Origin of the sequence: Domibacillus sp. PGB-M46, assembly GCF_022668875.1 — a bacterium.
Classification (GTDB): Bacteria; Bacillota; Bacilli; order Bacillales; family Domibacillaceae; genus Domibacillus.
In genome coordinates this window covers 44,424-64,042 of the sequence record NZ_JAKGCR010000020.1, presented here as the reverse complement: position 1 = coordinate 64,042, position 19,619 = coordinate 44,424, and the positions used below count along the sequence as shown (strand labels likewise).

General features: G+C 42.6%; 18 protein-coding genes. 15 read left to right on the top strand and 3 right to left on the bottom strand.

The features are described from left to right. Nucleotides 1-134: 134 nt before the first annotated feature. The 3 genes from L2D08_RS18215 to L2D08_RS18205 all read left to right on the top strand — a co-directional run bounded on the left by L2D08_RS18215 (nucleotide 135) and on the right by L2D08_RS18205 (nucleotide 3,709). Complete coding sequence (locus tag L2D08_RS18215) at nucleotides 135-1,454, top strand: MFS transporter (RefSeq protein ID WP_242235920.1); 1,320 nt, start codon at nucleotides 135-137, stop codon at nucleotides 1,452-1,454. A 92-nt stretch (nucleotides 1,455-1,546) separates the two neighbouring features. Continuing rightward, nucleotides 1,547-2,755: a CaiB/BaiF CoA transferase family protein gene (locus L2D08_RS18210; RefSeq protein WP_242235918.1), complete on the top strand. Its 1,209-nt coding sequence runs from the start codon at nucleotides 1,547-1,549 to the stop codon at nucleotides 2,753-2,755. A gap of 3 nt (nucleotides 2,756-2,758) precedes the next feature. Next, nucleotides 2,759-3,709 carry a hydroxymethylglutaryl-CoA lyase gene (locus L2D08_RS18205; protein WP_242235916.1) on the top strand — a complete coding sequence of 317 codons (951 nt, stop codon included), beginning with the start codon at nucleotides 2,759-2,761 and terminating at the stop codon, nucleotides 3,707-3,709. Nucleotides 3,710-3,838: 129 nt separating this feature from the next. On the opposite strand, the gene L2D08_RS18200 is transcribed toward L2D08_RS18205, so the two are convergent. Next, nucleotides 3,839-5,185 (bottom strand): hypothetical protein, encoded by a 1,347-nt coding sequence (locus L2D08_RS18200; protein ID WP_242235914.1) that lies wholly within the window; start codon nucleotides 5,183-5,185, stop codon nucleotides 3,839-3,841. Between the two features lie 240 nt (nucleotides 5,186-5,425). Between L2D08_RS18200 and L2D08_RS18195 the strand changes: the two genes are divergently transcribed. The 9 genes from L2D08_RS18195 (at nucleotide 5,426) to L2D08_RS18155 (ending at nucleotide 16,293) form a co-directional block, all read left to right on the top strand. Continuing rightward, complete coding sequence (locus tag L2D08_RS18195; protein WP_375337613.1) at nucleotides 5,426-6,895, top strand: aldehyde dehydrogenase family protein; 1,470 nt, start codon at nucleotides 5,426-5,428, stop codon at nucleotides 6,893-6,895. 4 nt (nucleotides 6,896-6,899) lie between these two features. Then, a complete protein-coding gene (locus L2D08_RS18190) occupies nucleotides 6,900-7,946 on the top strand; it encodes a zinc-dependent alcohol dehydrogenase (protein ID WP_242235912.1) in 1,047 nt (348 codons plus the stop codon). After that, a complete protein-coding gene (locus tag L2D08_RS18185; RefSeq protein WP_242235910.1) occupies nucleotides 7,943-9,703 on the top strand; it encodes a thiamine pyrophosphate-binding protein in 1,761 nt (586 codons plus the stop codon). Before L2D08_RS18190 ends, L2D08_RS18185 begins: the two co-directional genes overlap by 4 nt. A 36-nt stretch (nucleotides 9,704-9,739) precedes the next feature. Beyond that, a complete protein-coding gene (locus L2D08_RS18180) occupies nucleotides 9,740-10,591 on the top strand; it encodes a sugar phosphate isomerase/epimerase family protein (protein WP_242235908.1) in 852 nt (283 codons plus the stop codon). Between the two features lie 253 nt (nucleotides 10,592-10,844). Continuing rightward, complete coding sequence (locus tag L2D08_RS18175; protein ID WP_242235907.1) at nucleotides 10,845-11,408, top strand: DUF4334 domain-containing protein; 564 nt, start codon at nucleotides 10,845-10,847, stop codon at nucleotides 11,406-11,408. Between the two features lie 571 nt (nucleotides 11,409-11,979). Continuing rightward, entirely contained in the window at nucleotides 11,980-13,365 is a 1,386-nt protein-coding gene (locus tag L2D08_RS18170; protein WP_304653938.1) for an alkaline phosphatase, read from the top strand. 84 nt (nucleotides 13,366-13,449) lie between these two features. Further along, on the top strand, nucleotides 13,450-14,118 hold the full coding sequence (locus tag L2D08_RS18165) for a DUF4352 domain-containing protein (protein WP_242235903.1): 669 nt from the start codon (nucleotides 13,450-13,452) through the stop codon (nucleotides 14,116-14,118). Nucleotides 14,119-14,490: 372 nt separating this feature from the next. Further along, nucleotides 14,491-15,654 carry an iron-containing alcohol dehydrogenase gene (locus L2D08_RS18160; RefSeq protein ID WP_242235900.1) on the top strand — a complete coding sequence of 388 codons (1,164 nt, stop codon included), beginning with the start codon at nucleotides 14,491-14,493 and terminating at the stop codon, nucleotides 15,652-15,654. 222 nt (nucleotides 15,655-15,876) lie between these two features. Beyond that, the gene (locus tag L2D08_RS18155) at nucleotides 15,877-16,293 is read left to right on the top strand and encodes a hypothetical protein (protein WP_242235898.1); all 417 of its coding nucleotides are present in this window, start codon (nucleotides 15,877-15,879) and stop codon (nucleotides 16,291-16,293) included. Nucleotides 16,294-16,409: 116 nt separating this feature from the next. Here the strand turns inward: L2D08_RS18155 and fabI are convergent, their stop codons facing one another. Both fabI and L2D08_RS18145 read right to left on the bottom strand, forming a co-directional pair. Then, on the bottom strand, nucleotides 16,410-17,189 hold the full coding sequence (gene fabI, locus L2D08_RS18150; protein ID WP_242235895.1) for an enoyl-ACP reductase FabI: 780 nt from the start codon (nucleotides 17,187-17,189) through the stop codon (nucleotides 16,410-16,412). Nucleotides 17,190-17,440: 251 nt separating this feature from the next. After that, nucleotides 17,441-18,289 carry a LysR family transcriptional regulator gene (locus tag L2D08_RS18145; RefSeq protein WP_242235893.1) on the bottom strand — a complete coding sequence of 283 codons (849 nt, stop codon included), beginning with the start codon at nucleotides 18,287-18,289 and terminating at the stop codon, nucleotides 17,441-17,443. Nucleotides 18,290-18,323: 34 nt separating this feature from the next. Between L2D08_RS18145 and L2D08_RS18140 the strand changes: the two genes are divergently transcribed. The 3 genes from L2D08_RS18140 to L2D08_RS18130 all read left to right on the top strand — a co-directional run bounded on the left by L2D08_RS18140 (nucleotide 18,324) and on the right by L2D08_RS18130 (nucleotide 19,511). Next, nucleotides 18,324-18,674, top strand: a complete 351-nt coding sequence (locus L2D08_RS18140; protein WP_242235891.1) for a DMT family transporter — start codon at nucleotides 18,324-18,326, stop codon at nucleotides 18,672-18,674. Further along, a complete protein-coding gene (locus L2D08_RS18135) occupies nucleotides 18,674-18,985 on the top strand; it encodes a DMT family transporter (protein ID WP_242235889.1) in 312 nt (103 codons plus the stop codon). Before L2D08_RS18140 ends, L2D08_RS18135 begins: the two co-directional genes overlap by 1 nt. A 184-nt stretch (nucleotides 18,986-19,169) precedes the next feature. Then, nucleotides 19,170-19,511, top strand: coding sequence for a hypothetical protein (locus L2D08_RS18130; RefSeq protein ID WP_242235888.1), 342 nt, complete (start codon nucleotides 19,170-19,172; stop codon nucleotides 19,509-19,511). Nucleotides 19,512-19,619 lie beyond the last annotated feature (108 nt).

Genomic DNA, 19,619 nt, shown 5'->3' with positions numbered 1-19,619 from the left:
TAGAGTTACATCTTTGGCTGCACGAGTATCAAAAGAAGAGAATCCTTGGTCATATAAACAGGTTAGTAAAACATTAACGAATGTTGTACAAGTAATCCATGTTTGTAAGCGTTTAATTTTTTGGAGGTGTAACGATGAGTTATCCATTGAAACAGAGTACAATGCCAGAACCGCTTCATAAAAAGAAACCAACCCGTGCCCGGTTCATCATGTTGACATTGCTGTTTTTTGGAACCGCTATTAATTATCTGGACCGCACCAACATGGCAGTAGCAGCTTCTGCTATTCAGAATGACCTTGGACTGGATGCGGCGATGCTGGGGCTGATCTTATCCGCATTCGGCTGGACATATGCTTTTATGCAAATACCCGGCGGCTGGCTGATCGACCGTTTTGGTCCGCGGCTGGTTTATGGAATTTCATTGATTATGTTTTCACTTTTTACACTTTTCCAGGGATTCGCTAAAAATTTCGGCACGTTGTTTGGGCTGAGGCTTGGCCTTGGATTTTCCGAATCACCAGCTTTTCCAGCCAACAGCCGGGTGGTAGCAGCCTGGTTTCCTCAGCGTGAACGAGCGCTTGCAACAGGCGTTTATACAGCCGGGGAATATGTTGGGCTGGCAGTAGCCACACCATTTTTATTCTGGCTGCTGTCTTCGTTTGGCTGGCAGTCTATTTTTTTAGTAACTGGGGTGATCGGTATTCTATTTGCGGCGGTTTGGTTTGCATTTTACCGGGAACCAAAAGACAGCAAGTATGTGAATGAGGAAGAACTAGCGTATATTCGGGACGGCGGCGGCCTGGCGGATCAGGCGCCAGAGAGGCAGACAATTACCTGGTCAAAAGCACGGCACCTATTTAAATACCGGCAATTTTGGGGCATTTACATAGGACAGTTTGCCGTGACATCGACTCTTTACTTTTTTCTGACCTGGTTTCCAAGCTATCTGGTACAGGAAAAAGGGATCACACTATTAAAAGCAGGATTTGTAGGGTCGGTTCCGTATATTGCGGCCGGGATCGGGGTTCTCGTTGGCGGCTACTGGTCGGACTGGATGGTAAAGAAAGGTGTATCTGTCAGCAAAGCACGTAAAACACCGGTTATTCTCGGCCTGCTTGGCGCTTGCACAATTATAGCGGCAAATTATACAACTTCTATTGGTTTGGTGATCGCGGTTATGTCATTTGCTTTTTTTGCCCAGGGAATGTCCGCCATTACGTGGACACTTGTTTCCGATATTGCCCCTAAAGAGCTCGTTGGATTAGCAGGTGGGGTCTTTAACCTCGCTGGTAACTTATCAGCGATAGTTACACCGATTGTCATTGGAATGATTGTTAGTCAAACAGGTTCTTTTAACGGCGCTATTGTTTTTGTTGGTGTAGTTGCATTAATTGGAGCTCTTACCTATATCTTTGTGGTTGGAGAAGTAAAGCGAATTGAAATTGAAGAGTGAGGCTATGAAAAGGTGATGCTGCAGATAAGGCATTTGATCAAAGTGGGCCTGCTGCATAGATAAGAAAATGTCATTAAAGGAGAGAGGTTAATATGTCACGGAAAAACTTCGGGCCATTAACGGGTGTACAGATTTTAGATATTTCTACGATGATCGCTGCTCCGTTTGGTGCCACACTGCTGGCAGATTTGGGAGCGGAAGTTACAAAAGTTGAACTGCCGAATAAAGGAGATACGCTTCGTACCGTCGGGCCATGGAAAGACGGTGAACCGCTGCGCTGGCCGGGTCTTGCCCGCAATAAAAAGTCTATTACCCTCAATATTCATTCAGAGGAAGGGTCGGCTATTTTCCTGAAATTAATTAAAGATATCGACATCCTGATCGAAAACTTCCGGCCGGGTACGCTTGAAAAATGGGGACTGGGCTATGATATTTTGAAAGCGGTTAATCCAAATCTGGTCATGGTGCGTGTTTCGGGCTATGGACAAACCGGTCCTTACAGTGAAAAAGCTGGCTTTGGAACACCAGGCACAGCATTCAGCGGACATACGTATATACAGGGCTATCCAGACCGCCCGCCGGTCAGCCCATCTTATTCTCTGCTTGACTACATTACCGGCATTTATGTGGCGTTTGCTGCTGTAAGTGCTCTGTACCACCGGGATACACATGAAGATGCACAAGGTCAGGTTGTAGAGATGGGACTGTACGAATCGATTTTCCGTATGCTTGAGTTTTTAATCGCTGAGTATGACCAAAACGGCAAAGTACGAGGCAGAAGCCCGGGCCTTGCCGGCCATTCAAGCCCAGCCGGCACATATGAAACGAAAGATGGCAAATACGTGGTGCTCGTCTGCAGTACGGATTCCACTTTTGACCGCCTGGCAGCGGCAATGGAACGTACAGATATGCTGGAGGATGAGCGGTACTATACAAATGCCGTTCGCCTTGAGAATGATGAAGAAGTACAGGGAATTGTACGTGCCTTCATTAAAGGATTTACACAAAAAGAATTACAAAAAAAGCTCGATGATTTTGGCGTTCCAGTAAGCCCTATTTTAAGTATCGAAGACATTTTTAATGACCCTCACTATGCGGCCCGCCAAAACATTGTGGAAGTAGAGCATCCGCGTCTTGGCACAGTCAAGGTTCCGAATGTTGTACCAAACTTTTCGGACACACCAGGGGCCATCCGACACCGGGCGCCGGAGCTTGGTGAGCATAATGAAGAAATATTAGGCGGGAAATTAGGATTGTCTGAAGCCGAAATGGCTGATTTAAAAATGAAAGGAGTTATTTGATTCATGACTGATTTACAGATCCCTTCTAAAGCCGTAATTTGTGAAGTAGCGCCGCGTGATGGATTTCAGGCAGAACACGACTGGATACCGACAGAGACTAAAATAGAGATTATACGAAAACTGGCTGAAACAGGCGTCAGGTCAATGGAAATTACATCGTTTGTTCATCCAAAAGCCATTCCGCAATTAAAAGATGCTGAAGAGGTTGTCACACGCACACAGGATTTAACGAATATTAAATTCCGGGCACTCGTTCCAAATACTAGAGGAGCGCAGCGTGCCATTGATGTGGGAATAAAAAAATTAAAACTCATGTTATCTGCAACGGATTCTCATAGTCTTTCGAATGCAAATGCGACAGTAGAAGAAGCCCAGAATGCGTTAGAACCTATTATTGAGTTAGCTGAGAAACATGGAGTAACAGTGGGAGGCTCCATTTCAGTGGCCTTTGGCTGCCCGTATGAAGGAATTGTTCCCGTTGACCGCCTCGCAGCTATATTAGACCGATATAATAAAATGGACATTCGGGAAGTATCACTGGCCGATACAACCGGTATGGCCAATCCACGTCAAGTCTACAATTATCTCGGCCAATTAAGAGAACAGTTTCCTGCGATGACGTTTTCAATGCATCTCCATAATACGCGCGGCATGGCTTTTGCCAATGCAATTGCCGCTTTGCAGCAGGATGTGATTCACTTTGATAGTTCAATTGCGGGGTTAGGCGGCTGCCCGTATGCTCCCGGAGCATCAGGAAACATTGCCTCTGAGGATCTTGTACACGGATTTGAGGAAATGGGTATTGAAACAGGGATTGACTTAGTAAAAATGATTGAAACAGCAAAAGAAGTCCAGCAGCTGCTTGGAAAAACAGACAGCAGCAGTTATATGCTTCAAGCAGGCCCTTGTTCCATGCTTAGTCCAAAACCGGAAGGACAGGTAAAGCTGGGATAAGTCTTTTGTCGGTTCTGCCTCTTCTATACAAGACAAAAAAGCGATTCCACCTGGAATCGCTTTTTTAATAAATATAAAGAATTGGAAAAGCTTTTGATTGAGGCCCTAACGCTCAACCTTTTCCATGTGTTAAAGAAGTAGCCTTAGCGCATAAGCAATGAAAATACTCACACTCATATAAAGTAACGCAAACGGGAGGTTCCATCGCACAATTTTAAATGGATGAATACGCAAAAGGTCCGACAGGATGGAAACTGATAAATTAAAAGGACTGTACATCACAGTTGCCAGGCTGCAGGTGATCAGGACAATGGTAAGTGAAATAGATGACGTATCGGGTAAAGAAGGCCTCAGCAGCTCTCCTAAAAGGGTAATCGAAACAAGCGGGTGAAAGCCGACGAGCGATGTCACGAAAAAGTACAGGCCAATCAAAACATAAAAAACCAGTGTTTGATGAGAAACGCTGTAAAACATATCTTGTAAAAAAGACAGCGTGTTAGATTCCGAAAGCATATTTACAAATAAGCCGGCGCTTAAAAACATAAAGAAGTAATTGGAAAGGCCTCTTGTACGTTCTTTCCAGTGCGGCACCGTAATTTTAAGATACCGTTTTTGTTTTTTAATTAAACAAGCCCATAAAAACGAAATAGGGATAACCACGATTACAACAGAAAGCAGATAGCCTGTTTGAAAGTAATGCTGGAATATGGAGGCCAAGCAGACAAAAAGCAAAAGCATGCCGCCCATTTGAAGCAATTTTCGCGTTACATTTGATTTTTTCTGCATAGAATCTGCGATGTGTAAGCCGAATGTACGGTACTTAAAAAACGAAATCGTATAATCAGCAGCTGTAAAAAGAAAAACAAGCATTAACATGGCCAGAACAATTTCAATGTAAGTTTTTCCAGTTATATCAAGTGATGTAATGACCATGACTTCCATCGGGCTCCATGATAAACAAAGAGCATATCCGCGAAGAAGGCTTTGAGAAAGAAAAGCTTGTGCTTTTTCTCTTGGGAACTGTTTTAAGGTATGATGAAGCGTGTTTTTTAGCAGCGGAATCGTGGCAACGTTTAAAAACAAGCCAAGCACATGGGATACAAGAAAACTGCGCCGATATAACTTCTCAAACCCTTGAACATTCCGGCGAAGCAGAATATTTAGATTCGTATCATAATGTCCGGTTCGGATAATAGAATTTAAAAAAGGCAGCACAAGAAACAGGGACATTACACCGAGCATTGAATCAAAATATAAAAAAAAGTGATACCAGGGAAGATCCTGCATAATAAAAAGCACAGAGCCAATGAGAAAAAACAGGAGCCCAGAGTAGAAATACAGCCCTTTAGCCGCAAATGCAGCTGTCAGTAGTGTTAAAAAGGCTGCCACTCCTACAATATAGTGGAGAAAAGAAGCGTCAAAAAAAACAGACAGAATATAAAGTGCAATCAAGGATGTATAAAGGAGTAAAATCATATTATACCTTCTTTCTAGATCGATCCACTCTATAAACCTAACAAAATTATCCGTTTTCGTCCATGCATTAAAAATTTAATAAAAATTGTATAAAAAGTATTGCATAAAATTTTAAGCTGAGTTAAGATGTTGTTAACGCTTACATAGAAGCGAAGTTATTAGGTCGATTGTTAGATCGATCTAATAAAAAATTTCTATTAGATCGATCTAGTGAAAAAATTATAAAAGCAGGTGACCCGTATGGCAGAACTGAAAAACGAACAAACAGCTCTTATGACAGAACTTAAAAGGGCCCAGCCGTTTGTAAACGGTGAATGGCTGGAAGGAAATCGGGAAGTTATAGAAGTAAAAAGCCCGTACTCCGGAGAGGTCATTGGGCATCAAGTACTCGCAACAATGGAAGATACAGAACAAGCATTACAAGCCGCATTTGAAGCCAAAAAAGAAATTGCGGCCATCCCGGCACATAAACGGGCTGGTATTTTAAAGAAAGCCGCTTTTCTTCTAGATGAGCGAAAAGAAGAGTTTGCAACATTAATTTCATTAGAACTTGGCAAACCACTGAAAAACACGCTGGATGAAGTATCTCGTTCTATTGAAACACTGGAGCTGTCAGGAGAAGAAGCCAAACGGCTGCATGGGCAGAGCATGCCGGGAGATGCTTCAGAACGCGGGGAACAAGCAATCGCTGTGACTTTTCGTGTTCCGGCAGGCGTAATTGCCGCAATCACTCCTTTTAACGCTCCATTAAACCTTGTTTGTCATAAAGTAGGCCCGGCGTTTGCTGCAGGAAACAGTACGATTTTAAAGCCGGCACCTCAAACTTCTTTGATTGCAAGCGCTTTATTGAAGCTTTTGCATGAAGCCGGCCTTCCATTAACTGCAGTAAACATGATTCTCGGTGGAGTGGAAAGTGGGCAGGCCATTGTAAAAGATGATCGCGTGAACATCATTTCGTTTACGGGAGGGACGGTAGCCAGCCGCAATATTTGCTCAATTGCCGGAATGAAAAAAGTGCTGCTCGAGCTTGGCGGAAATGCGGCGACCATTGTTCATGAAGACGCAGATTTGAAACGGGCGGCAGCGATGTGTGCGCGTACCGGGTTCAGCAACTCAGGGCAAAGCTGCATCTCTGTTCAGCGTATTTATGTGCATCAATCAGTCGTTCCCCAGTTTAAGGAACTTTTGAAACACGAAGTAGAAAAGCTGAAAGTAGGCGACCCTCTTGATCCATCAACTGATGTGGGCACGTTAGTCAATGAGCAGGCAGCTGACCGTATCGTTAATTGGATCGATCTAGCTGTAAAAGATGGAGCAGAAGTTGTCTCAGGAGGCAGACAGAAGGGTGCCAGTGTTCAGCCAACGATTTTGCTGAATCCGCCCAAAACAACGAATGTTGTCTGCCAGGAGGTATTTGGCCCAATCGTCAGCATTCTTCCTTATGAAAGAATTGAAGAAGCCATCTCAGAAGCGAATGATTCAGATTTCGGCCTTCAGGCAGGTATTTTTACAAATCAGCTTGACCTTGCCTATAAGGCGGCACACGAACTGGCTGTTGGGGGAGTTGTAATTAATGGAACTTCCAATTTCCGCCTGGATCACTGGCCATATGGAGGCGTGAAAAACAGCGGTATTGGACGTGAGGGCCCGCGTTTCGCGGTTGAAGACATGACGGAATCAAAAATGATCGTGCTTCAGCTTCCGGTGTGAGCCTATGAGTATTTTAGAACGTAAACTCAATAAACATGCAGCGGTGAATAAAATGCGCAGTCTCCATATATCAGGCCCTGGGGAGATTTCTTTACAAGAAAGCAGTGCCCCGGCGCCGAAACAGGATGAAGTAAAACTCAAATTAATTTACGGCGGCATCTGCGGATCGGATATTGGCGTGTATAAAGGAAAGATTGCTCATGCCTCTTATCCGGTTACCCCAGGGCATGAACTGCTTGGCATGGTAATTGAAACGGGAAAAAAAGTGGATATTCCAATCGGCACACGAGTTGTAGTACAGCCAAACTCCTATTGTGGTGAGTGTGAACAGTGCCAAAAAAGCAAAACCAACCTCTGTGCTTTCAAGAAATCTCTTGGCGTCAATATAGACGGCGGTTTTGCAGAAGAATTTACAGTACCTGCTAAGTATATTCTGCCTGTCCCTGATGAATTGTCGGATGAACGGGCTGTGTTAATTGAACCCTTTGCAGTGGTCATTCACGCTTTTAAACGGGCGAACATTACAAACGGCGCTTCAGTTGCGGTCATTGGCTGCGGAACAGAAGGACAGCTAGCCATTGCGCTTGCTGCTCACCTCGGTGCAGATATTACAGCTATTGACATCAATAAGGAAAAATTACAAAAGGTTTCTGCTTACGGTGATATTCAGACGTTTGTTCCATCTGCTGTGCCAGAAAAGATGAAATTTGATGTTGTGATTGAGGCGGCAGGGGTCAGGCAGGCAGTTGAGCAGGCTGTAGATATTGTAAAACCGGGCGGTGAAGTTGTTTTAATTGGCTTAACGGATGAAGCGAAATTGCCGATCCTGAAAATCGTCCGCAATGAAATTTCTATTCATGGAAGCATCATTTACAACTTTCCGACTGATTTCTCAGAAAGTGCAGAATACTTGAAGCTGCCGGAATTCACAATTGATCCTATTATTGCGGATATCATTCCGCTTAAAGAATATGAGCGTGCATACGAAGCGGCTGTCTCAGGGCAATACGCCAAAATTATTTTGAACTTTAAGGAGGGCTTTCATCAATGAAAGAACTGATTTCTCGTCAACTCGTTAAATATTTAGAAGACCGTGGTGTAGAACATATTTTCGGACTGTGTGGGCACACCAATATTGCTGTTTTAACAGAGCTAGAAAAAAGTTCAATTAAATTTGTTAACGTACGCCATGAACAAGTCGCTTCCCATGCCGCAGATGGATATGCGCGTGCGAAAAAGCAGACATCCGTTGTATTAAGCCATGTGGGGCCGGGCATGACAAATGCCGCAACCGGGGTGGCAAATGCGGCGATGGACTGTATTCCAATGGTTGTCATCGCGGGCGATGTGCCAAGCCATTACTACGGGAAGCACCCACATCAGGAGATCAACCTTCATGCGGATGCAACGCAGTACGAAATTTACCGTCCTTTTGTAAAACGAGCATGGCGTGTAGACAGCGCGCACCTGCTGCCAGAAATTTTAGAGAAAGCATTCCAGCTGGCTGAAACGGGCACGCCGGGACCGGTCCTTGTATCCGTTCCAATGGACATTTTTTCAAAAGAAATTGACACAGAGCTGTTTGAAAAACAAAAACACCATACGAAGGCACTTCAAAAACCGTCCATCGATGAAGACACAGCAGAAAGGATTATTGACGCTCTTCTTGATGCGAAAAACCCGGTGGTTTACGCGGGCGGCGGCGTGCTGCTTGCAGACGCAGCAGAAGAATTGGCTGAGTTTATCAATCACTTTGATTTTCCGGTAGCGCATTCACTGATGGGCAAAGGGGCGGTAGCAGACGATAACCCACTTGTGCTTGGCATGACTGGCTTTTGGGGCACCGAGTTTATCAACAATAAATGTAAAGAAGCAGATTATATGTTAGCGCTTGGCACTCGTTTTGCCGAAGCGGACAGCAGCTCATGGGAAGACGAATATACCTTTCATTTTCCGCCAACCAAGTTGATCCAAATCGACATTGAAGCCAGCGAAATTGGCCGCAACTATCCAGTCGAGATGGGTGCGGTGGCAGACTTAAAGCAAGCATTAAGCGTATTGAACCGAGTAGCAAAGAAAATAGCGCCAAAAGGCCGCCAAAATGAAGCGTTGAAAGCGGAGATCGCTGCGAACAAGCAAGCGTTTAAAAACAGCAACGAAGCATTTATTAAAGATAACAGCTTTCCAATGCAGCCTCAGCGGATTTTAGCAGAAGTGCGCGAAGTGCTGCCGCGTGACGCCTTTATTACAACAGATGTAGGCTGGAATAAAAACGGCGTCGGCCAGCAGTTTGATATTTTAGAGCCAGGCACCATTTTTACTCCGGGTGGTTTCGCGACAATGGGCTTTGGCGCACCAGCTGCACTGGGCGTTAAAGTCGCTCATCCTGACCGTGTAGTTGTGTCTCTTGTGGGTGACGGCGGTTTTGGGCAAAACCCGGCGCTCCTTGCCACGGCAGCAGAAGAAAATATACCGGTTATCTGGGTCATTATGAACAATTTTGCCTTTGGTACGATTGCGGGTCTTCAAAAAGCCCATTATGGCACCACACTCGGCACATTGTTCCAAAAAGACGGCCAGCCGTATTCACCAGACTTTGCCGCGATTGCCCGCGCATACGGCATAGAAGGTGTGAAAATTGAAAAAGCAGAGGACTTTAAGCCGGCTCTTGAGGCTGCGATTGCTGCCGAAAAACCAGTTGTCATTGATGTAGCGATGCTGAATAATCCAGTGCCAACCGCAGGACATTGGAACATCATGGATATTTACTCACCAGGCAAAACCGTTCACCACGTGGCGACAAACTAAGCAATATTTACAAAATGTACGATTGGAGGAAGAAAGATGGCTCCACAATTTTCTCTTGCCTACCTGACTGTACTTGGCTGTCTGCCGCCTGAGATGACGTATATTGCTTCAAGAACCGGTTATGATTTTGTTAGCTTTAGACCTATTCACATGGGAGTGCCTGGAGAGCCTGCGGTTTCTTTAACGGAAAGTAAGCTGCTGCTGAAAGAAACAAAGAAAGCGATGGCTGAAACGGGGATGAAGCTGCTGGATATTGAGCTTGCAAGAATTTGTGACCGAATAGAGCCGAAAAGCTATCTTCCTGCAATGGAAGTGGCAGCTGAGCTTGGTGGACGCCATGTGCTTAGCAGCATTTGGACAGATGACCGATCTTTTGCGGTCGAACGCTTCGCAGAGTTGTGCGAGCTTGCAGACTCGTTTGGGCTTACTGTCGAACTAGAATTTGTGCCGATTGCCAGCGTATCGACGCTGGCAGGAGCCGTAGATATATTAAAAGCGGCTAAACAAAAAAATGCCGGGCTGATGATTGATGTTCATCATTTTCATCGCTCCAAAGAAAAAGTGGAGGATTTGGAACACCTGCCGCGGGATTGGTTTCGGTTTCTTCATTTATGCGATGCCCCGGCGGCTATCCCAAAATCCCAGGAAGAAATGACCCGTATTCTTCGAGAAGAACGTTCCTATGTAGGAGAAGGGGGGATTGGGGTGGCGGCTATTATAAACAGGCTGCCGGCCATGCCGTATTCGATCGAATTGCCTCACACCAAACGATTAAAAGAAATGGGTTACGAAAAATTTGCGCAGCAGTGTTTAAAAGCAGCAAAATCCTATTTTTCAAAGCATCAATTGGCGGGGTATCAAGTGGAAAAAACAAAAAAGATTACTTGATTTTCTAAACATGCAGGCAGTTATAGATAGATAGAGAAAAGTAACACTAATAGTATCTCAGGAAAATGGGGTTACCTTTGTAATATCCGTTCAGCATGCTATGAGCGGAAGCGCCTTTTAAAACACAAAAACCATTACAGTATGAAAAGCCGTAATCAAGGCCGGGTTTCCACTCGGTCTTTTTCTTTGCGCAAAAAGGGTATAATGAAACGAACGGAGGAAAGAAAAGGGAAAAAAGTGAGGAGGCCGATGAATGAATCCCCGCACAAAGCTGGAAAAGTTTCTTACAGAAGGGTCCATACCGCAGACGGAAGCCTTTCAATTTTTTGACCAATTGGAAAGTGTCGATCTTCCATTTATGACCGGGTTATGGAAAGGCAGGGAGTTCAGAACGAACCACCCGATGGATGGACTGCTTGAATCCTTGAACTGGTTTGGCAAGGAGTTCATCGATTCTGAAACCGTTCATCCGCTCGTTTTTCAAAAAAATAATGGTGTATTGTATAAGGTCAATCCGGGTTTTATCCCTTTGTCCCTGCCATTTGACAAAATTCCTAGATCCCTGGTTAAGCCATTGTTTTCCGCTGTATCACCCCTTATCGCAACCGAAAAAGACAAAGCGGGAATGCGTATGATGGAGTATAGAGGTGTCTTAAGTGCCACAATGATTTATGATCAGCATGGCATGTATGACATGTTTAGAAAAGTGGATGACCATACTGTGCTAGGTGTTATGGATCTGAAAGGCGGAAAAGAGGAATCCGGATACTTTTTTGTACTTGAGAGAGTATCGAAAGGTAAAGCTGGTCCAAGTTAAGAAGAAATGAGAGACAAGAGTGCCCAAATGCTTTTGTTTAAACAAGAAGGGTCTGTACGTTCAGCTTCTGAAAAATAACAGTCAGACCGTTATTGATTTCATATAGGATACTAATGGCTAAACTCACATACAAGGGGCAGCAAAGCAAAAAGATTTAAAGATTTTATAAACGAAAAGGACAACCATATCATGGCTGGTTGTCCTTTTTTGCGGTTGAAGGATACTTACATAATTATATAGATTTCTTTTCATTGAGATTTCTTTTTACCAGGTACCGTGGGTATAGAGCGAAGCAGCTCAGCTTATATAGAAAGATTAATAATGCGTAAATTTATTTTTTATGCATCTATGCCCCATTAATAAGTGTAAACACAAATAAAGATCATGTTCTTTCTGAAGATTAAGCACTACTTTTCATGAATAAAGTATATAAAAATGAAATAAAAGGTAATAAATAAACGATATTTACATTATATTAATATATTTTTACCTTTACTCAATAAAGACTTAATAATATACCTTTATAGTATTGCTTGTAGCAAAGATAAATACTATTTTGGAGGTTATTCCATTGTTTAAAAAGAAATTAACTAAAAAGCTTATTCCAGTTTGCGTGTTGTCTACATTGGCATTAGGCAGCTTTGCTGGAACGCTTCCAGATACAGATACACAAGCTGCAGAAAAAAATAACAATGCCAAAATTAAAAACGTCATTTTCTTAATTGGAGACGGAATGGGTGTATCGTATACGTCCGCTTACCGTTATTTAAAAGATGATCCTGCTACAAAAGGGATTGTTGAACAAACGGAATTTGACCCATATCTTGTTGGACAGCAAATGACGTACCCAGAAGACCCAGCGCAAAACGTAACTGACTCTGCTTCGGCTGCTACAGCTATGTCTGCAGGTGTAAAAACATACAACGCAGCCATCGGGGTAGACAACGATAAATCTGAAGTAAAAACGGTTCTTGAAACGGCGAAAGAAAAAGGAAAAGCAACAGGACTTGTCGCGACTTCTGAAATTACTCACGCCACACCAGCATCATTTGGTGCCCATGATGAAAACCGTAAAAACATGAATGCGATCGCAGATGATTATTACAAAGAGCTTGTTAACGGCGAACATAAAATTGATGTTCTTTTAGGCGGGGGCCAGTCAAACTTTGTACGTAAAGACGTTGATTTAACAAAAGCTTTCCAAAAAGATGGCTACAGCTATGTAACAAACAAAGAGGAGATGCTGAACAATAAGGACGAGCAGGTTCTTGGTTTATTTGCTCAAGGCGGTCTTCCAAAAATGATCGACCGTACAGAAGACATTCCTTCTCTTCAAGAAATGACTTCATCAGCTATTGACCGTTTAAACAAAGATAAAGACGGCTTTTTCTTAATGGTAGAAGGCAGCCAGGTAGACTGGGCAGGACATGACAATGATATCGTTGGCGCGATGAGTGAAATGGCTGACTTTGAAAAAGCAGCAAAAGCCGCAATCGACTTTGCGAAAAAAGACAAGCATACCCTTGTTGTTATTACAGCGGACCACTCTACAGGCGGATATTCAATTGGTGCTGACGGCGTATATAACTGGTTTGGCGAGCCGATCAAAGCAGCAAAACGTACACCTGACTTTATGGCAGATAAAATTGCAAAAGGTGCAAATGTGGAAGAAACGTTAAAAGCGAATATTGATCAAAATCTTTTGGCTCTAACAGCAGAAGAAATTCAATCGGTTGAAAAAGCAGCAGCTTCCAAAAACGTAACAGAAATCGATAATGCGATTGAAGAAATCTTTAATGAGCGTTCCCATACAGGCTGGACAACAGGCGGCCACACTGGAGAAGATGTTCCAGTTTATGCTTATGGACCTTACAAAGAGCGCTTTGCCGGACAAATTGAAAATACCGACCAGGCAAAAATCATTTTTGATCTTTTAGGTGAAACAGAAAATAAATAAAAGCACCCATTAGTAAAAGCCCCGCTGTTCTTATGACAGACAGCGGGTCCTTTTATGAAGCTGAAGATATAGGGGAGGATTCTTTTGAAAAAGTTATCGTATCTAGGACTGGTTTTGATGCTTCTTGCAGGCTGTTCAGCAGGTGCGGAAACAGAAGACGCAGCTTCTAAAGAACAGGCAGAAACAAAAACAGCTGATCAGACAGAAACAGCAGATTTAGCCACCAATGAAGATGTTTATGTTCCAAGTGCACAGATAACGGATGACATTAACTTAGTAAAGGTCGGCGAGACGGTAACGGATGCAAAAGGAGAATTGACACTCGAAGCATATAAAAAAGTAAATAAAACCGTACAAGTGGGATCTGTTGAGATGCTTATCAAAGATGTGAAAGTGGTCCATTTCGTTCCGGATTACAGCATGATTGACTTTTTCCATGGTTATACACATGATGAAGAATTTGATTTCGTTAAAGTCTCTGTTGAAGTAAGCAACACATCTAATGAGACTGTGCAGTTTACACCGGTCGCTTTTATTCAGACAAGCAAAGGTGAGCATAAAACGTGGGAAGACGATATTTACCTTGAAGAGTTAACTGGAGACCTGGAAGGAAACAATATTAAAAAAGGCAACATGGGCTTTATTCTTGAGGATGGAAATGACATCACTTCTGTCGACATTTTAACAAGTGATGCCGTTCACGGTAATGGAGATGTCATTGAAAAAGCTAAAAAAATAACTGTAGATTTTTAAAGACTATTATTTGTAATACAAAGAACGACAGTGTAGAATAAAACAAATCAAAACACTTTCAAGTTGAAACCGGGCATGTAATTACCTGGAAAACAACTTGGAGGTGTTTTCTTATATAACAGTTTAAAAGAATGATGGGACAATAACAGTAAAGCGAACTCTGCCAGCTGGATCAGCCAGCGTAAAGGCAGTTTATTTAATTTATAAAGACAAAAAGCCAATTGGATATATACCACTACTTGAAAAATGAAAAATAAAATCAACCTGCTGCGTGCAGAACGGGAAAAGGGTCCCTCTACTTTTTGCCAATTTGGTGATACGATAAAAATGCTCGTTTTAAGGAAATCATTCACATTAGGGGAGGATACACAAATGCAGGATTTTGTATTTCAAAACGCTACAAAAGTTATTTTTGGAAAAGGGCAGGAACAAGCAGTGGGAATAGAAGCTGCTGCATACGGCAAAAAACTGCTTTTGCATTACGGCGGGGGAAGCATTAAAGAAAGCGGTTTATACGATAGAGTTATGCAGTCCGTGCGGGAGCAGGGAATCCAGGTTATTGAACTAGGCGGCGTACAGCCTAATCCGAGAGTGAGTCTTGTTCGGCAAGGTATTTCACTATGCAGGGAGCACGATATTGAGTTTATTCTAGCTGTAGGCGGGGGAAGCGTCATTGATTCTGCGAAGGCAATTGCCGCTGGTGTGAAATATGAGGGAGATGTATGGGATTTCTTTACGGGAAGAAGTGCTGTTACAGAGTGCCTGCCGCTCGGTGTCATTCTTACCATTCCGGCTGCGGGAAGTGAAACAAGTAATGGTACGGTTATTACGGCGGAGGACGGCTGGTATAAAAGAGCAACAGGGCACCCTTCGATGAGACCGAAATTTGCCATTTTAAACCCTGAACTTACATATACGTTGCCGGCTTATCAAACGGCCTGCGGTATAACGGATATGATGGCCCACATACTGGAAAGATATTTTACGAATGAGAAAAACGTGGAACTGACAGACCGGCTTTGTGAAGCAACACTAAAAACCATTATTAACAATGCACATGCGGTTTTGGATGAGCCCGAGAATTATCATGCGCGTGCAGAGATCATGTGGGCGGGAACGGTTGCTCACAACGACTGGTTAAGCACAGGGCGTGTAGGTGACTGGGGAAGCCACGACATCGAGCATGAAATCAGCGGCATTTATGACATTGCCCACGGTGCGGGGCTTGCGATCGTATTCCCGGCATGGATGACGTATGTATACAAACATGATCTCAACCGTTTTGCTCAATTTGCGCATCGAGTATGGGATGTAGAAATCGACTTGAATGATCTTGAAAAAACAGCGCTGAAAGGCATCGAAAAAACAAAGCAGTTTTTCCATTCGATCGGCATGCCTGTTTCTTTGAGACAGGTAGACATTGGCGATGACCGCATTGATGAAATGGCGAAAAAGGGCACGGAGAGAGGGCCGCTTGGCAATTTTGTAAAACTGCATGAAGAGGATGTACGAAACATCCTTCGACTGGCCTGGTAATAAGCATGTTCACGGTTGCTTGCCGCCAGCAGTCCTTTTAAACATAAACTCTTAGCAGCTGAATACACTGAAAAGGACTTAAAGCAGGGAAAGCGTTATAGGGGTCGCCTTTAAAAAAATAATAGCACTGCCTATATAAGCAAAACAGACGATGATCGATTGCATTCTTGAAGTTACGTGCTGAGTGTGATTAAACATGTTCGAATCGAATGAGGAGGCACGATGAAAACAGTACCTGGCACGCGGATGGCAGGGAATATCATACTTGCCATCAACACAGCAGCACTCTTTATGCATATTTTGATCGTCTTGAACATCCTGCCGTATGGTTTTGTCTGGGGAGGACGCTTAAAGAGTCAGGAAGATTTCATCATTTTTGAATTGATATCGATCCTGGTACAAACGGCATTTATTTTGATTGTTGCTATGAAATTAGGCTATTTTCTAAAAGGCAGATTCAAGAAAACCGTAAATGTTGGTTTATGGACCATGTTTGGAATTATGGCGTTGAATTCAGCGGGCAATGCTGCGTCCAATTCTGATTTAGAAAAGCTGCTCATGACGCCGCTCACGATCCTGCTTGCGTTATTGGTATTGAGACTGGCTATTGAAAAAGAAAGTGGAAAAACGAACGGATAAAAAAATCCACCAAGGCAGCTTATACCTTGGTGGATTTTTTCATTTTTTTGAAATACATGGGCTCCATATATTCAAGATTCACTCACTCTTAAAGGGTGAGCATCTATGGTTAAAGATTAACCGAGAATGTTATAGCCAGAGTCCACATATACGATCTCGCCTGTAACGCCTCTTGAAAGGTGGCTCAGCATCGCTAAAGTCATATCGCCGACTTCTTCTTGTGTGACGTTTCTTCTAAGCGGTGCCTTTTCTTCGATTTGATGAAGAATCTCATTAAAAGATGGGATGCCTTTTGCCGCTAAAGTGCGAACAGCACCAGCCGAAATAGCATTTACTCGAATATCACTTGCGCCCAAATCTTCTGCTAAATATCTAACAGAAGCTTCAAGCGATGCTTTAGCGATACCCATTACATTGTAGCCTGGAACCACACGTTCAGCACCAAGGTAACTCATCGCGATAATAGAGCCGCCTTCTGTCATAAAAGGTTTTGCTGCTTTCGCTACCGCGATTAGGGAATAAGCGCTTGTATCCTGCGCGAACGCAAAACCGTCGCGGGACGTGTCGATGAACGCGCCTTTTAGATCTTCTGCATGTGCGAAAGCGATGGAATGAACAACGCCATGAATGGTACCTGCTTTTTCTCCGATGCGGGAAAAAGCAGCTTGAATGCTTTCGTCACTGTTGATATCACATGGAACAATCAATTCTGCTTCGATGTTGGTAGCAGCTAAAGCCTTTTCTAGTTTCTGAAGTGAACGTTCTTTTCGGTATGTAAAAATAAGTTTTGCGCCCGCTTTGTGAAGAGATTTTGCTACTCCCCAAGCAATGCTTCGCTCATTTGCTACGCCCATGATAACAATCGTTTTATCTTTTAATTTTAATAAATCGTCCATATTTGCCTCCTAAATGCAACCATAATCACTGTATTATATCATATTATCTCATATTATTACCTAGTGCTAAAGAGCTGGTCTTCTATATTTTAAAATTAACCTGGTTTTTAGTTAAACAAATGATAAGGATCTTTGGAACTTTTCTATCGAATAATCAATTCTAAAAAGGAATGACCATAAAGGTATAACTTTAAGTTATACCTTTATATCGATTGGTCAATTTTTCTGATGTCCTAAAGCCGCTAAAATAACTACAAAGAATGTTCTTTTTGTAACTGCTGCCAGACTATATCAAAAACGTGGCGGCTATTTGCAAAAAGATATAGTTTTCTGATCAGCTCTTTGTTTTCTAATTGAATAAACTGCAGATTTTTGTAAGACAGATGTTCAATCATAAGCGCAGGAAGGTAGGTAATCCCATATCCTTTCATCACATAATCAATAATAGTGTGATAGGGCATGCAAACAATTTTCACTGGGTCGATGTTCTTTTCTTTTATAAATAACTGAATATTACGATACAACTGACTGTCTTCCGGCGGCAAAACCTGCGGATAATTCAAGCAGTCTTTTATATGTATAGATGTTTTTTCGGTTAAAGGATGCCCTTTAGGCACCACGGCCTGGAACTCTTCTTCGTAAAGAAACTTTGAAAAAAGACCCGGGTAGGAAGCGTATTCCTGCACAATCGCAGCATCGATCCTCCCTGATTCAAGCATGGGAAGAAATTCCCTGCATTCTTCCCGTGTCACCGTAAAATCGATTTTAATCTTCTGTTCTGCTTCTAACTCAGGAAGGTAATAGGTGGCCAGAAAAGGAGAGACGCCGAAGCGGATGTTTTTAATTACACTGTGTTCCTTCATTTTATTTTTCAGAGCAAGCAACAGGGGAGAAATATCTTCATACAGGTTCCTTCCTTTGTCTGTAAGCTTCATCCCTTGATGAGAGCGTTCAAACAGCTTATATCCAAGTTCGTTCTCAAATAACTTTATTTGTTTGCTTAAAGCAGGCTGCGTAACGTGAAGATGATGGGCTGCCTTGGTCAACGTGCCGTATTCTGCCACAGCAACAAAGTATTCGATTGATTTAAGATTATTCAACTACATACACTTCCTTGAAATGGGGCTTTTATATATGGCTTATTATAGCTTATTACTCCTCTCCATCCTATTTGAAGTCATTGGGGTCACTTTTCTTAACCTGGCGGATGGATTTACTGTTTTTGTGCCAACTGTTTTAGCGATTTTCTTTTATTGTTTATCTATTGCAATTTATATTTTCATCACGGCAAATCGCGAAGTAGGGATTGTGAATGCTGTTTTTGCAGGAACTGGAACAGCTTTGGTTACCCTTCTGGGGATTCTCTTGTTTCATGAGAGTATATCCGCGGTTAAATTACTTGGCATTGGTTTAATTGTCGTAGGTGCCGTGGCTATCAATACGAAGCCTGGAACAAAATCATCACTGGAAGGGGAACGTTTATAATGGGGTATGTGTTTTTGGGCCTGAGCATTTTATTGGGTGTTGCAGGCCAGCTATGTGTAAAGATGTCAAATGGCTTTAAAGTAATCAAGCCGACAATTGGTGCTTTTGGGCTGTTTATTACATGTATTTATTTTGTGTCATTATCTGCCCGATATTTAGAAGTAGGCGTTGTCTTTGCGGTTTGGGCGGGGCTGACGATTGTAAGTACCACATTAATTGGTATTTTCGTATTTGGAGAATCGCGGAGCAGAAGGAAGATTTTTTCCATCTTATCGATCCTGGCGGGTGTTATTTTGCTGAATCTGGTGTAAGATAGATATTGTGCGTACAGTCCAAAAGTAAAAAAGTAGTCCCGTTTAAAGTGAACAGCATCATGACCGTAAATCTGTTAAAAGGGATTTTGACGATTCGTTTAAGCCATTTAGATTTTGCATTCACCGTAACGCAAAGAACGCTAAATGTGTTAGTGAACACAAACATTGTAAGGAGATTAATATGTTTGCAGGTTTATACGATTTAATTTTTGCAGCAGGAATCACAATTTTAATTTCATGGAATCTTGTCCTATTTATCATTCAATTTTTTAAGGAATGTAACACAGGAGGGACATTAGAAAGGATCAGCGCTTTTATTCTATTGCTATTTATGTACGCAAAACAGGGTGTACTGGCGGGTTTTGGCGTTGTAGCACTAGCTTTGAGCACAGCAGTCGTCCAGGAGAATTCAATCGGTAGCTGGATCATTACTCTTGCTGTCCTTGGGTTCTCAGGGCTAATTTTATTTCATTTCTATCCCCAATTTGTTGAACTTGATGAATCTAAGAAAAAGCGGAAATAGATCTTACAGTTAGAAACTGTTTTATTTTAACCGACTTTATTGTGATACAGTGATAGAAAAGCCAGTTTTATAGGCTTTTCTTTTTTTGTTTGGCTTACTATACTAATT

What these genes read in the sequence shown, in the direction of transcription:
- L2D08_RS18215 (WP_242235920.1), top strand. Translation starts at nt 135, where the DNA reads ATGAGTTATCCATTGAAACAGAGTACAATGCCAGAACCGCTTCATAAA.
- L2D08_RS18210 (WP_242235918.1), top strand. Translation starts at nt 1,547, where the DNA reads ATGTCACGGAAAAACTTCGGGCCATTAACGGGTGTACAGATTTTAGAT.
- L2D08_RS18205 (WP_242235916.1), top strand. Translation starts at nt 2,759, where the DNA reads ATGACTGATTTACAGATCCCTTCTAAAGCCGTAATTTGTGAAGTAGCG.
- L2D08_RS18200 (WP_242235914.1), bottom strand. Translation starts at nt 5,185, where the DNA reads ATGATTTTACTCCTTTATACATCCTTGATTGCACTTTATATTCTGTCT.
- L2D08_RS18195 (WP_375337613.1), top strand. Translation starts at nt 5,426, where the DNA reads ATGGCAGAACTGAAAAACGAACAAACAGCTCTTATGACAGAACTTAAA.
- L2D08_RS18190 (WP_242235912.1), top strand. Translation starts at nt 6,900, where the DNA reads ATGAGTATTTTAGAACGTAAACTCAATAAACATGCAGCGGTGAATAAA.
- L2D08_RS18185 (WP_242235910.1), top strand. Translation starts at nt 7,943, where the DNA reads ATGAAAGAACTGATTTCTCGTCAACTCGTTAAATATTTAGAAGACCGT.
- L2D08_RS18180 (WP_242235908.1), top strand. Translation starts at nt 9,740, where the DNA reads ATGGCTCCACAATTTTCTCTTGCCTACCTGACTGTACTTGGCTGTCTG.
- L2D08_RS18175 (WP_242235907.1), top strand. Translation starts at nt 10,845, where the DNA reads ATGAATCCCCGCACAAAGCTGGAAAAGTTTCTTACAGAAGGGTCCATA.
- L2D08_RS18160 (WP_242235900.1), top strand. Translation starts at nt 14,491, where the DNA reads ATGCAGGATTTTGTATTTCAAAACGCTACAAAAGTTATTTTTGGAAAA.
- L2D08_RS18155 (WP_242235898.1), top strand. Translation starts at nt 15,877, where the DNA reads ATGAAAACAGTACCTGGCACGCGGATGGCAGGGAATATCATACTTGCC.
- fabI (WP_242235895.1), bottom strand. Translation starts at nt 17,189, where the DNA reads ATGGACGATTTATTAAAATTAAAAGATAAAACGATTGTTATCATGGGC.
- L2D08_RS18140 (WP_242235891.1), top strand. Translation starts at nt 18,324, where the DNA reads ATGGCTTATTATAGCTTATTACTCCTCTCCATCCTATTTGAAGTCATT.
- L2D08_RS18135 (WP_242235889.1), top strand. Translation starts at nt 18,674, where the DNA reads ATGGGGTATGTGTTTTTGGGCCTGAGCATTTTATTGGGTGTTGCAGGC.
- L2D08_RS18130 (WP_242235888.1), top strand. Translation starts at nt 19,170, where the DNA reads ATGTTTGCAGGTTTATACGATTTAATTTTTGCAGCAGGAATCACAATT.